The 13,850-nt window shown below is 45.8% G+C and carries 12 protein-coding genes; 3 read left to right on the forward strand and 9 right to left on the reverse strand.

What is annotated here, in order from left to right:
• Nucleotides 1-15 precede the first annotated feature (15 nt).
• Nucleotides 16-1,818 carry a vWA domain-containing protein gene (locus ACXHJ2_RS12105; RefSeq protein ID WP_025679132.1) on the reverse strand — a complete coding sequence of 601 codons (1,803 nt, stop codon included), beginning with the start codon at nt 1,816-1,818 and terminating at the stop codon, nt 16-18.
• A gap of 299 nt (nt 1,819-2,117) precedes the next feature.
• On the opposite strand from ACXHJ2_RS12105, the gene ACXHJ2_RS12110 reads away from it, so the two are divergent.
• Both ACXHJ2_RS12110 and ACXHJ2_RS12115 read left to right on the forward strand, forming a co-directional pair.
• A complete protein-coding gene (locus ACXHJ2_RS12110; protein WP_165079916.1) occupies nt 2,118-2,270 on the forward strand; it encodes a hypothetical protein in 153 nt (50 codons plus the stop codon).
• On the forward strand, nt 2,263-3,180 hold the full coding sequence (locus ACXHJ2_RS12115) for a hypothetical protein (RefSeq protein ID WP_165079917.1): 918 nt from the start codon (nt 2,263-2,265) through the stop codon (nt 3,178-3,180). Before ACXHJ2_RS12110 ends, ACXHJ2_RS12115 begins: the two co-directional genes overlap by 8 nt.
• A gap of 138 nt (nt 3,181-3,318) precedes the next feature.
• On the opposite strand, the gene ACXHJ2_RS12120 is transcribed toward ACXHJ2_RS12115, so the two are convergent.
• From ACXHJ2_RS12120 to ACXHJ2_RS12130, 3 genes are all read right to left on the reverse strand, one after another.
• Nucleotides 3,319-6,075, reverse strand: coding sequence for a PHB depolymerase family esterase (locus ACXHJ2_RS12120; RefSeq protein WP_165079918.1), 2,757 nt, complete (start codon nt 6,073-6,075; stop codon nt 3,319-3,321).
• 194 nt (nt 6,076-6,269) lie between these two features.
• Nucleotides 6,270-7,400 carry a bifunctional cystathionine gamma-lyase/homocysteine desulfhydrase gene (locus ACXHJ2_RS12125; RefSeq protein WP_064963243.1) on the reverse strand — a complete coding sequence of 377 codons (1,131 nt, stop codon included), beginning with the start codon at nt 7,398-7,400 and terminating at the stop codon, nt 6,270-6,272.
• Between the two features lies 1 nt (nt 7,401).
• Complete coding sequence (locus tag ACXHJ2_RS12130; RefSeq protein WP_165079919.1) at nt 7,402-8,325, reverse strand: PLP-dependent cysteine synthase family protein; 924 nt, start codon at nt 8,323-8,325, stop codon at nt 7,402-7,404.
• 252 nt (nt 8,326-8,577) lie between these two features.
• On the opposite strand from ACXHJ2_RS12130, the gene ACXHJ2_RS12135 reads away from it, so the two are divergent.
• Nucleotides 8,578-8,940 carry a hypothetical protein gene (locus tag ACXHJ2_RS12135; RefSeq protein WP_040101459.1) on the forward strand — a complete coding sequence of 121 codons (363 nt, stop codon included), beginning with the start codon at nt 8,578-8,580 and terminating at the stop codon, nt 8,938-8,940.
• A 120-nt stretch (nt 8,941-9,060) separates the two neighbouring features.
• Here the strand turns inward: ACXHJ2_RS12135 and ACXHJ2_RS12140 are convergent, their stop codons facing one another.
• From ACXHJ2_RS12140 to ACXHJ2_RS12160, 5 genes are all read right to left on the reverse strand, one after another.
• Complete coding sequence (locus ACXHJ2_RS12140) at nt 9,061-9,360, reverse strand: DUF6509 family protein (protein ID WP_165079920.1); 300 nt, start codon at nt 9,358-9,360, stop codon at nt 9,061-9,063.
• Nucleotides 9,354-11,321: an ATP-dependent DNA helicase gene (locus tag ACXHJ2_RS12145; protein WP_040101461.1), complete on the reverse strand. Its 1,968-nt coding sequence runs from the start codon at nt 11,319-11,321 to the stop codon at nt 9,354-9,356. Before ACXHJ2_RS12145 ends, ACXHJ2_RS12140 begins: the two co-directional genes overlap by 7 nt.
• Nucleotides 11,322-11,545: 224 nt before the next feature.
• Nucleotides 11,546-11,686: a hypothetical protein gene (locus tag ACXHJ2_RS12150; protein WP_225683754.1), complete on the reverse strand. Its 141-nt coding sequence runs from the start codon at nt 11,684-11,686 to the stop codon at nt 11,546-11,548.
• Between the two features lie 109 nt (nt 11,687-11,795).
• On the reverse strand, nt 11,796-12,314 hold the full coding sequence (locus ACXHJ2_RS12155) for an RDD family protein (RefSeq protein WP_040103737.1): 519 nt from the start codon (nt 12,312-12,314) through the stop codon (nt 11,796-11,798).
• Between the two features lie 358 nt (nt 12,315-12,672).
• Nucleotides 12,673-13,845: a glycoside hydrolase family 88 protein gene (locus tag ACXHJ2_RS12160; RefSeq protein WP_165079921.1), complete on the reverse strand. Its 1,173-nt coding sequence runs from the start codon at nt 13,843-13,845 to the stop codon at nt 12,673-12,675.
• Nucleotides 13,846-13,850: the final 5 nt, after the last annotated feature.

Below are 13,850 nucleotides of genomic sequence, written 5' to 3' on the forward strand. Positions count from 1 at the left end.
CTCCTAAGGGTTCGTTTAGCTGTTTACTGAAATAAACTCCAGTAAAATGGTTTTGTCCACACTAGCCAGCGGGATCGTCAGACGATCACCGTTTTTCAGTTCAAGACCATTGCCTGCGTCTACAGCACGCCCGGATTTTTCAATCGTAATCTCTGGGGTACTACGCACCACAATGCGATCCTGGTTCGCTGGCGTGAACACGACCTTATCGGTTCCAGCAAATTCTGGCGCCAGTTGCAGCAACTGGTGTAAATTGAATTTGCCCCGGAAGGTGTTCAGCTTCTTATACTGCGGGTATGTCTTTTCGCCGGTATTTTCGTCCCGGATTTCCAGTACGATCTGACCGACAAAGCCACGATTGGCTTTTTTGACAGCCTTCCAGATGAAATATGCCGCCACTAGCAGAACGAGCAGTCCCACCCCTAAAAGAATGAGTGGCAGCAGCTTAGACTTTTCAGCAGGTGCCGTAGGCTGAGTTGTGCCAGTATTCGTACCGCTCGCTGCCCCAGCTTTGGCACTGATGGTTACAGGCTGCGTTTCACGGTAAAAGCTCTTCTCCTCTGCTCTGACGGTTAGCTCATAGTCATGCTCATCCGGAATCGTATATGAGCCGGTAAAAGCATCGCCTGCGTTTGTTAGGGGCACTTCATTCGTTGCGCCGGTATCAAGGTCCTTGACCTTCAGGACCGCATTCATATTCGCATACAATTCCTGATCCTGATACGGCTGGTTATTGCTCGTCAGATAGGAACGAATTTGAACCGAGTCACCTTTTTTGTATGATTTGGCAGGCGGTGCGTCTAGCTTCAATTCCAAATCATAGTTAAATACCAGATTAATATCAATCTTATCCTGCTGCACTCCCTTGACTTGAAGCTTCCAGTCGCCAGCCACAGGCTTGAGCAATTTAATCAGCGAGTAGCTTTTGGACTTGGACAGCAGTACATCGCTCGAAGGAATCGACTTCGTGTTGCCCGATGGGTCTATTAATCTCGCGTCCACCGGTTTCGAGGACATGATCGAAATGTTGGCTTCCAGCACGCTATCGTTTGGTACGGTTACTGTAACGTCCTGATAGTCGCCGTTGGCCGTAATAGACTGCAAGGGCACCACTTTCAATTTCAAATTGCTGGCGAAAATTTCACTCAAAATGTTCGGCAGATCGTCCGCCGAGCTTGTAATAAAGGACTTGCCGCCCGTTTGCTGCGCGATGTCGGCGAGTTTATTCTTATTCAGCTTTCCATCTGCATTCAAACCGATGGTATAGATCGGCACACCGCTTTTTTTAGCCTCGGCTACAGCCTGTGCCATATCCTGAGCGGATTGGCTTTCAGTTCGGCCTGTCGTTTTATTAAAATCGTTGTTACCATCAGCTAACATAACGATCATAGGCGCATGCCCGGCTGTTTTGCCATCCTGCAAAATGCGGATCGCTTCCTTGACACCTACGGAGGTGTCAGTATACGCTCCCCGGTTCAGCCCGTCAATAAATGTCTTCAGCTCCTGCTTATCTGCTTCGGATGAAATATTAAGCAAGGCTTTCTCGCGCTGTACGACATCCGTATAGGCTACAATCCCAACCTTGTCATTTTGTGTTGACAACATATCAATAAACATTTTCATGGCTTCATTGCCAATTTTCCCAGGATCACTGGTGTTCATTGAATTACTTACATCGACTACCAGCACCGCATCCACTTTAGAAGCTGAGGGTGAAGCGGCATTCGCCGTCTGTGGCTGCCAGGCCGAAATCGAGGTCATGATCATTGTACATATGATTCCGATGACCAAAAACCATTTTCTGTCTCTACTAAACATCGCTTGTACCCCTTTGCCGATTAATTCTCATTCTAAATTACAGTTGTACTCCACTACTATTAAATTATAATGAGTTTTACATGAGCGCCAGCTGAAAATCCTGTCCGAGCGGTCTAATACGACCAAAAAGCCTATTATACCGCGATATTTTACCAATATCCTGCAGTAATGATATAATTATACCCCAACAAGGGCAATCGGGCACCAGCCTTCTCCTTTATACGACAAAAATAACCCTAGCGAAACCCGTTCATGTAAAACAGTAAAATAAAAATCTAACCAGAAAGAGGAAGTACACTATGATCTCATACGGATGTCTGGCGATTATGTTTCTTTTTGTCGCCATTAAATCACTAATCTACTATATACATAAAAGACGCGCCCCGTCGATTACACAAATCGACACCGAGCTTCTCGCACTGCTGAACCGGAGAAGTGAGCGCAATGAATAGCTCCAAACAGGCTGTGCAATTTCGCCCCTTTACCCGCACAGAGCATGCCTTCCAAAAGCTGAGAGTCTGCAAGCGCTGCGGACAATTCACCGCCCTTTGGGAAGAGAAATGTACATCGTGTGGTCGGGATACGCTGGTTCCTGTAGAGCAATATGCCCAACTCAGAGCCAAACGTTATTTTCATAAAGATCTTGCCGTCGGCATCGCGCTACTGGCTGCTTCTATCTTTTTCGGTCACTCGTCACAGCAAATGCTACTGTGTGGTATCGTCGGTGCGCTTCTCCTGTTGCCCTTGATCCTTCTACAGCAGCGCATTGTTCCTTATGAACAGCGTAGGCAGCTTATACGCCTTTTCAGAGGCCGTATAGGACAGATCCAGGAAGGATTGAACGTGAATCACAAAAATGCAGTTGCCCTACGACAGCTCAGTGAGCGTGTCTGTTATGAAATGTTACGCGAGATTGCCATACTCATTCACAATGATCGGATAAGGCTCCAGCAGGTCGCTCTGCTGCAATCATTTGTTCTTCGCAAAGATATGGAATTAACGCTCGATCCTCTCCTGATCAAAAGCTTTGAACCCCTTATGGTCAGATACATTGGAGAGGTTGCCAGACTCAATCGTGAGCTGATTAAGGATCGGACATTCCGGTATGTGGCTTTTTATGAGCGCCGTATTTTAGAGATGGCGGGAGGCGAAGATATTCTCGTTCGCGTAGCCAGTGCCGCTGTCCGTAAAAAACGCTACATAGTCACCCATGCCGCTTTCATTTCCAGATATGTTCGGAAGCTACCAAAGGAACGAATCCAACGTTTATATCATATCATTCAGGAGAATCCGTTAGAACCCTTTGGAGATTTGGCCGATGAAGTGAAGATCATGTACCTGATGGAGCAGTATAAAAGCTGAGTTACCATAATGCCCTTTTATATATGACGTATCCCAGTCAAGGAATCACTGCAATGGATCAGCAAAAAAACCGTCAGGATCGCCAATGTGCCTCCAGACGGTTTTTTAAATATGGATTATAATGACGCTCATGCATCTTTATTGACCTTGCAGTTTATGCTGCGCATGCTTAATGGAAGTAAAGTTAAATGCTCGTACTCCCTTGCTATCATACACAATAATCTCTTTATTTAAATACGGGTGTAGACCATTAAAATATCCGGGCATAATCAGTCTGCGCATAAAAAGGTTTTTACCCAGCAGACGGGGTGAATTGGTCGCTACAACAAGCATCTGCTGGGTTGCAGACCATGGGCTAGGTTGAATATATGACAAACAGTATTCGCCTGCCGTAAAATCGTCACCCCATGTATACCCATCCTCGGTACATTCAATTTGAAGATTAGCTTGATACTTTTGAAGCAGCTCATGTCTGGACAAGGCCGAAGTGATACAAATCACGTTGCTATCAGCCAGTTCTTTCTCTGAAATATCTTTAGAAGAAACCACGGGATAATGAACACCAATGTACGGGTTCCAGGTCGCTGTCCGCGGACTAGCTAAGGCGTTCGCCGTTCGTTTCACCGCCTGCTCTTCCTCTGGTGTAGCATAACTGGAAGGAAGAACAATGTGAAGTCGATTCATATAAACATCAAGTACACCCATACCGTGACTCACACCATTTCTTCCCACGCTTTGCAAACCTTTAATACTCTTAGCTGCATCCGCTTTTCGCGTAGAATCCTCACTGCTCTCTCCCTCCCGTTCAGCAATCAAACGGTATTCGGGTGAGGGGCGTTTGTGCGAGTGTGTTTTAACAAAGCGAAAGCGGCTGTATTCTCGTAAATCCAACATGAAAATGCGAGCTCCGATACGAACTTGGGCCAGTTCCAGGGACATGTCCTCTTGTGAGAGATGAATCACAAATTCTTCGACGTGAACAGCCTCAATATCCAATTCACCCGTGGAACTCATTTCGCCATACAACTCCGCATATTCCTCGTTTTCATCCATGCGTGTCACTTCCAACCAGTAAGCTCGATTATGTCTGCCCCGTTCCGTCCGGTAGGCAATACGCTGAGGTACAGCAACTCTTTTCCATTGCATAAGCCAACCCAGTATGCCATCCAAAAGTCTTAACTCATGCGTATCCCAATGATTAGACTGCCGCTCTATCACACCTTTAAAATGGTTCGATGAAAGCTCGGTGACCGGAGCTGTGTATGCTTGGGCAAATAAGTAATCCTGGTCACCACACACATCCAATATTGGAATATTGATCAAATTTTTCAGATGCTTGGGGTGTGGCGTCCCTGAGATTACCGCAATAGCTGCAAACCGAGAAGGATAAGCCTGTGCCATCGCCCATGCAGCATATGCACCGTTTGAGTAACCCGTCAGATAGATACGTTCTTCGTCCACTCGGTACGCTTGCAGTATGACATCTAGCCCCTCCAAAAAAGCAGCTTCTCCAATATAACTGCCCAGCGTAACGCCACGACACGAAAAAGTAACAAATATAGCCTCGTCTTCCCAACCCTGCCCAAAACCTCTATTCTGAAAATCCGGCAGTCCAAGCTCATATCGCTTGCCAGGCATTAGAACGATCAGAGGATACCGTCGCTTAGCCGTGTAGTTGCTGGGAAGCTGGATGGTATACCGTTGCAAACTATTGTCCAAACGGGAGACAAAAAAACCTTCACCAATGCCGTCGGCCGTCAAAAAAATATGTTCTTTCTGAAGTAACGATGGGTGCTGTGACTGTTCGGTATGTCCAGATATAAAAATTTGTTTTAATAGCTTAATATATTCACGCACCACCCGGGAATCCCAGATTTCAAAAGGATCTTCCGGCGAATCCGTTAACCTGTTTAATTCCTCAAGCAGGCCCTTTATTTGTATTTTCTGCGCAGAATGAAGAACATCTTTAGCGTAGGCTTGCATGTACTGGTCATACTCTTCCTGCAAGCCCTCCACGACGACTGACAAAGGCCGCACAAGTACCGAATACACAAAATGATGTTCTACAGCCTCATGATCCCGATAGGTAACGGTGAAGTGCAGCATTCCCGTATTCCCGATCTTCTCCTCATCCCAGGCGTAGCTTTGCTCCTGCTCCCAATGGGCTGGAAACTGATCCAGCTTCATGCCCTCATCATTCGTTACCTCGACCCATAACGTTTGATCTGAGGGAAGAAGTATCCGATCCTTACGCAGCAAATAAAATAAAATCGGGCTGTCTTCTCCTTCCCTGCCAGCACTTTGCTCAACCTCTAACCATGCCATATGATTACGTATATTACGCTCTACGAATTCACGATGCAGTTCTATCACATCTGGTTCATCGCATACCTGATTTCCACTGATACGAATAGAGCGGGCCTCATCAGGAATAAATGCAGCAATGATAACGACCGTATGATCACCTTCCTCCAAATACAAGCGAAAGGGACCGGATTCGGCATATACCAATGTGCCATCTATCCAAATTTGTCCGGTTCCTTCAAACGGTCTGAAAATCACTTCCTGTGCAGTCATACAACGTAGATTTGAAACCAGCAAAAGTCTTTCGTGTTCAGCCAAAGGCGGAAAAACACCTAGATTCAGTTCAGAGGTCCGAGGGTCAAGCTCGGTCAGTAATCGGCACACTGCCTTTCCTCCTGCTGAAAGCTCGATTCCATCTTCACCACAAGCCTTTTCCAAATTCCATTCCTCTTGCGTAAAATGACTCGACCATTCCCTGCCCACACCACAATTTTCCGGAAGCTCGACTGGACCGACTGCATAAGCAGACGCCAGACGTACCGGATGATCCAACAGCACAGTAGTTGCCTTTTCCAGATGTGTGAACCTCATAACATTCCCCCTCCAGGTTTTTGTTTCCTCAGAGACGTAGCCGCGTTATATTCCGTTTAACATTCAATTGAACTATATAAAACTATTCGTTACCACCTCTGCGTACTCCTCCGTGCTTTTCAAAAAAGAAGCTATTCTCACAACAAAAAAAGAGGCAGCTTCTGCCACCTCTCTTGATCATTGTGCTTATTTTCTTACAATGCTGACTGCAAGTCTTCGATCAAATCCTCCAGATCTTCAATCCCAACCGAAATCCGTACCAAGCCTTCCGTAATACCTAGCTCTGCACGGCGTTCTGCCGGAATGGAGGCGTGCGTCATACGTGCTGGAACGCTAATCAGACTTTCAACCGCTCCCAAGCTCTCAGCCAATGTAAAATACTTTACTTTTTTCAGGAGGGCAACCGCGTTAGCATCGCTACCTACATCAAAGGAAATGATGCCGCCAAAGCCTTCAGCTTGAGTTTTGGACAGCTCATGCTGTGCATGGCTTTCCAGCCCAGGGTAGTACACCTTACTAACCTTCGGATGCTTTTCCAAAAAGGCTGCAATTTCCTTTGCATTTTTCTCAATTGCTTCCATACGCAGCCCCAAGGTTTTGATACCACGGATCAATAACCATGAATCCTGCGGTCCGAGAATACCGCCAATGGCGTTTTGCAGAAAATGAAGCTGCTCGCCCAGCTCTTCACTGTTGACTACAGCCAGACCGGCTACAACATCGCTGTGTCCACCCAAATATTTGGTTGCGGAGTGTACGACGATATCAGCCCCGAGTGTAATTGGCGTCTGCCAGTAAGGGGTAGCAAATGTATTGTCCACAATCAACAAAAGCTCATGCTTTTTCACCAGTTCTGAAACTGCGCGGATATCAGTAACTTTCAATAGCGGGTTTGTTGGTGTTTCGACATACAATGCCTTCGTATTCGGACGGATTGCTTTAGAAATAGCCTCAAGATCAGTTGTATCCACAAATGTGGACTCAATCCCGATCCGACTAAGCACTTTGCTTACAATACGATAAGTGCCCCCGTATACATCATCGGTCAGCAAAATATGATCCCCTGCTTTAAACAAGGAAAACACTGCATGAATCGCTGCCATACCGGAACCGAAAGCAAAACCACGTTTGCCTTCCTCCAGTTCCTTGATCAGCTCTTCCAGTGCAAACCGGGTCGGGTTGCCTGTACGTGAATACTCGTATCCCTTATGAACGCCGATTTCCTCTTGCTCATAAGTGCTTACCTGATAAATAGGAACGTTAACCGCGCCAGTATGAGGATCGGTAGGGAGTCCACCGTGAATCAGTTTTGTTTTGCGTTTCATTTTATATCCCGCCTTCATATATTTTTTTGCTCAAATAACGTTCACTGCTATCTGGGAAAATAGTGACAATATGTGCACCATCCGGTGCGCTCTCTGCTTCCAGTAAAGCAGCATGCAGGGCAGAACCGGAGGAACTGCCCACGAGAATTCCTTCACGTTCGGCCAATTCCTTGACGCGGTTGAATGCGTCCACATCGCTAATGGTATGAATGGCATTAAAATAGCCTTTGTCCACAAACTCAGGGATCAATTCCATGCCGATTCCTTCTGTTTTATGAGGGCCTGACTCGCCTCCATTCAAAATGGACCCTTCAGGCTCCACAATGACAGTTTTAATGGCTGCATTTTGCTCCTTAAGATAACGCGAGGTTCCCATAAATGTGCCCCCTGAGCCTGCTCCTGCCACGAATACGTCGACTTTACCGTCCAGATCGTTCCAAATTTCAGGTCCCATTGTCGTATAATAAGCCTCTGGATTATCAGGATTGCTAAATTGCTGCGGCAAGTATGCATCTTTGATTTCAGCAGCCAATTGCTTTGTTTTTTCAATGGCTCCCTTCATTCCCTCACTTGTCGGGGTATGAACGATACGTGCTCCCAATGCTTTCATCAAGTCCTGCTTCTCTTGGCTGAACTTCTCAGGCACAGCAAAAATAACCGAGATATCATAATGAAGCGCAGCCATCGCAAGACCAATACCTGCATTACCTGCTGTTGCTTCTATTAAAGTCCCGCCCGGCTTCAACTGGCCTGTCTTTAACGCTTTTTCGATTAGAGCCTTTCCCACCCGGTCTTTTACGCTCCCGCCGGGGTTCATAAACTCCAGCTTGGCGAACAGGCGAATTTCTCTGGGTAGAGAATAGCTATTCAGCTCCACTAATGGCGTGCGCCCGATGAGTTCAAGGGTATTGCGATATACATTCATAATTTCAGGCTCCTTTTAATGGCGAATCCAAAATAAACCAATGGTCAAAAATTAGCGCCCATTGTCGGAGAAATTCGCTGTCTTCTCCAAAAACATAGTAATGCGGTAAGTATTGATGCAATAAGATTTTATGTGTATTTGAAGCTTTTGTCAAATGGACCAGTCACAACACCCACACCCTTGATATTCTGCCTCGATATGATGGTAAATATCTCTCAAAATACCCACGTCTAACATAGGAGGATGTCATCTATGGGTAAGCAATGTTTAAAGATAGCTGCTGTATATTTTGCCCTCGGTGTGCTGTTCAGTCTAATCATTGGTGTGTCGGGTGATTATAGCCTGTCTCCTATTCAGTCTCATATCCATTTGCTGGGCTGGACGACTCTTGGGATCATAGGTCTAATCTACGTGACCTTTCCTGCACTTTCAGTTACGATTCTGGCACGTATCCACTTTTGGATACATAACATCAGTCTGCCAGTGTTGATATTGGGGATTATAGGTAAAAATTACGCGATTGCAGAGGCTGGAGTGTGGGTCGTCATAGGGTGGGTGTTACTCGCGGCGGGTATTATGCTGTTTATGGTGAATGTGTGGGACAGACTGCGTTAGATCACATAAGTTTCTTCACTGGTCATAGGAAAAAGGAGCCTGGTCATTGCCAAGGCTCCTTGATATCCTCATTATAGATTGCAATATATAGCTAGCTGTGCTAGCAAAGTGTCCTTACTGTTAATTTACTGCTCCATCCTGTACATGTTCTTTACAGAAGTTTTCAACTGCTTGCAGCTCATCATCTTCAAGTTCAAGCTCAATGTAACGATCCGTTCCTTTTTCAAACAATTCATACTTCAGCAGTCTTGTCTTTTCTTCGTCTACTAAATAAAGAGCACGGATATATATTCCGTTTTCAGTGTATAGCTCGTCGTCTTCCTCTACCTCTACCTCAATGATAAATTCATAACGATGTCCACTCAAAATACCAAAAGCATCTTTAATTTGATCTACTGTATATGCTGTAAAATTCAACATGTTTTTATTCCCTCCGGATTTCCTTCAATTATGGTGCATTCTACGCCGGCAGGCAGTAGTTGTTCAACTTGTGTGCGTACTTCTGGACGATTCAAATCCTGACCCATGATCGAGATCCAGCCGTGATCATTACGCGAGCGGATTAGACGCCCGATGCCCTGTCTGAGCCTAAGTGCCATGTGAGGCATATCTATCTCACTGAACGGATCTGCTGCATCCTTGCGCAGAGCCGTAAAAACCGGATCATTCGGAGGAAATGGCAGCGACCAGATGATGACATGTGACAGGGATGGTCCAGGGATGTCCAATCCTTCCCATAATGTAACAGCGCACAACACACTTTCCTCATCATTCTGAAAAGCGGAGATCAGATGGCTAATTTCAGCCGAGCCTTCATACAGAAAACGATAGGCAGATGCCTCTGGGTAAGCAGCGAGACCCCTTTGGAAGGCAGTCAGTTCCTCCTGAGAAGGAAACAGAATAAGCGCTCTTCCCTGCGATTTCTCCAGCAGCGTCAGCGCTCTCTGGATTGGGTTATGTCCCGCTTGTAGCGGGTACAGTGCGGCTTGCATCTGATCGCTGTAGTCATAAGGTGAAGCGACGGAAAACGTTAGCGGGTTTTCAATACCGAGGCTTTGCGCCATATAGTCAAATGAACCCTCCACGGAAAGTGTAGCCGAAGAGAATACGATTGGAATATGCTGCGCAAATACTCGTTCTTTGAGAATCTCTTTTACCATCTTCGGCATAACCACAAGCGTTAATCCATCCTGATCCTCTGTCACCCACGAAATGAGAAGTTCAGGACGCTTAAACAAAGCCAAAGCAGTTTGAATCATTTCCAAATGTTCTTCTACAATTTTGACTTGATACTCATCCAAAGAGAATAACCCGCTTTCAAATACAAGCTCTTCCTCGATCGTACCGATCAGTTCACCAAAACGGGTCACCTCCCGAATCAACGATTCATTCAGGATAAATTCCTTGCGGTTAGACCCTTGTACTGGCTGACTGCTCTTATTGAGCGCAGCAAACAAAACCTCGCTTTGGGAGATTGCATCTTCGATCGTCATGGCCAGAGATTCCCGCACTTCTCCCTCTAGCAGTCGGGTAATAATAGACTCAAATTGAGTGTGCTTAAGCTTGTAAGTAAGCGCATTTTGTGCCGCTGTCTCCAGCAAATGTCCTTCATCAAAAACAACAGAACTGTGCTCCGGCAGCAATGGCAGCTGACCCTCGCGCTTTCGCGCTTCATAGGTCCATACATGCTCCATGTAAAAGTCGTGAGAGCAGATGACCAGATCTGCCGCTTTGCGGTAATGATCACGAGACAACGTCTGTCCGCAACGATGACGCTGATGACAGACGAGACAGTCTTGAAATACATCCCATCCAAGTCTGCTCCACTGTCCATCTGTTAGCTCAGGATACTCTTTCCGGTTCCCGTATGGAGTAAAGGACTGTAACGTATCTGGAAAATGGACAAAATCAGGCAGACCCTGATAAATATCGCGAAAAACATCCGCGTCCTCATCCAGTCCGCTTCTCACCTCATCCAGCTTGTTCAAGCAAATATATTGATCTGGCGATTTCCCTAATCGGGCATCAATTGTCAAGCTTAGATGCCGCGCCAGCTTGGCTATATCTCCTTCTGGCTTCACCAGTTGTTCAATCAATGATTCATCCGCACAGGCAATAATCGCCGGTTTTCTCATGTATCGGGCATATGCAATAGCGTACAGCAGGTATACCAGCGTTTTACCAGTGCCTACACCTGCTTCTGCAAAAATGGTCTTTTTTTCCTTATAGGCACGTTCTAGCTGGAATGCCATATAAATTTGTTCATCCCGAACCTCAAAGCCGACTTCAGGCAAAACTTCATAAAATACATCTGCAATCCAGTCACTTGCCTGCTCAATAAACGGCTTGGACGGATCAAAGGCAAAAGGGTAAGTAGTCAATCGGGCTGTGCCTCCAATTCGTTCATAATGTGCATCCTTTCATTATAACGCAAAACAAGCTAAAAAGAACATGTAAACTGTAAGAATAACTTACATTTTTTATTTTCCCATGAAATTCTATAACAAAAAGGACATCGAGGGGTTCGCTTGTGAGGACGCTACACTGGCATTATGAAAAAACAAAGAAACCAGCGAATGCTTTCAGGCACTGGCTGGTTCCTTGTTTACTTTTGCTTCATCAAATCTGGAATTTGTTCCAGCAATCGCTCTCTCGTAATGGCATCATCAAAATTCCACGAACTGTCGAGCGTATATACCCGTTTATTCTGAACGGCAGGAATCGTTTTCCACACTTCACTATTCATCAGGTTTCTGGTTGTTGCAATTGTTTCTTGACTCTGATCCGATAGAATAAAAAGTTCATCCCCGATAAATGAAGGAAGTACCCTTCCATCTTCCGCAACGTTAATTTCCTTAATTTATGATGTTAGAAGCTGCTGGAGGCAAGGATGATTGCTGCTCATGTCGCTGCAACTCTTTTTTATTTACAACTAAGGTTTTGGCACATAAATCGTGGACTCCTTGTTTTTTCGCAGTAAAAGCAACCACAATGTAAATAATATGAACAAGCATAAAAGAAATGACTTTAATCCAGTACCGTCCGGATGCGTGTAAGAATCCTAGACGGTTTCCTTTGCTGTTAACTACAACTAGAGAAAACACAAGCTTCCCCGGCGTAGCCTGTACTTTCGATGATTCCAAAAAACCACAATATAGCCATGGTAGCACAAGCCAAAGAATCAGCGGCATCCATATAAAAAATTCTAGTATGAAACCCGTCTCCTCTATATCCAGAAGAACTGGAATTATGGAAAATGTTCCCCCAACTAAAAGCACTATGGCAAAGAGAATGATCAGATCAATCATAAACGCTGCCGTTCTTACCCAAAATCCTCCGTAAATCTTTCTTACACTATCACTTACTACTGTCATAATGATGTATAACTCCTTTTCATTCGTTAAAATCCATTTTATTCCTTTATCCAAGAAAATATCATACGGTCACCTCCCTAAATTGTCAATTTACGAATAAAAACTCATAAACAAGTGAAAAGACCTATTTCCATGCATTAAAATGAACATTCTTTTAGGATTTAAGCGCTTATACACCGTAATTTTACTCTGAGTGGGCACGAAATAAGCTCGCTACAGTCTCTTATCTACCTATACGTAGTACTTTGGCATCGAATTAGAATAAGTCTTTTTCACGGATAAAAAAACAGCGTATGTGTAAATGAGATTACACACACGCTGCCACACTATTTATTCTGTGGATTTGACAAGCAACAGCTCAACTCGAATGAGCTTGTTCCCGACCATCTAACGCACTATGTTTTTTGCCCTTCACACTAAACAAACCTTCCTCACCACGCAGCTTTGCCAATGCTTCGACAAAGAAGTAATCACCGTAAATAATGGGCACATTGATGTGTCTTTGCTCAGGATAATGTACGGTTCCGTTCATCAGCAATCCCTCATGTTCTTCGCCCCATGCCGTACATGTGTGATGCAAGCCCTTGAGGATGGATTCTGCAGCTTTGGTAAATTGCTCTGCACGTGCCGAATATTTTGCTAGTTCCAGCAAACCGCTAGCTGCAATGGCCGCAGCTGACGAATCCCATGCTTCGCGGTGCCCTTCTTCTGCTCTAAAGTCCCACACAGGCAGGCAAGCATCGCCCAGCTGGGATAGGAAAAAGTCAGCCGTGTTCTCGGCCACCTTTAAATAACGCGGATCGCGCATGTACCCGTACGAAAGCGTAAAACCGTACAGCGCCCAAGACGTGCCGCGTGCCCAGGCGGAACCGGGAGCAAAACCCTGTCCGCCATGCTCGGCTACCTTTTTTCCAATCTCCGGATCGAACTCAATTACATGCGCGATGGAGCCGTCCGAACGAACGAACTCACGTGCCACGGTATCTGCATGCTGAACAGCGAGAGCAGCAAAGCGTGGATCTCCACTTTCCTCCGAGGCCCAATAGAGCAAGGGTAAATTCATCATACTGTCTATGATCGCAACACCCCGTGTATCCATATCCTTCGAGTGGAAGTTCCACGCGCGAATAAAGCGGCCATTCACGTTAAAACGAGCAGCCAGCAAATTAGCAGCCAATAACCCCCGTCTTCTGGACTCTGCATCACCAGTCAACCGATAGGCAGCCACACCGCTGAGCAGCCAAATAAAGCCGAGATCATGGTCTACAGCTTCGCTATTATAAAGTATTTTTTCCAATCGAGCCTCGCAGCTTTGTGCAATTTTGGCGGTCTCCCAGTCAGGACGTGCCCGATGGGCCAGCCATAGCAGCCCCGGATAAAAGCCTGCTGTCCACCACGCTTCCTCACAATTATCATAACGACCACCCTCTGCAACATGTGGAAAGGCGTCCCCCAGTCTTGCCGCCAAGGCAAACGTTTTATTCAATGCCAGCTCCCACGATTGTTCCAGCCACGCTTCTGATTTTGTCATTTCTT

This window comes from Paenibacillus sp. ALE3 (genome assembly GCF_054113405.1).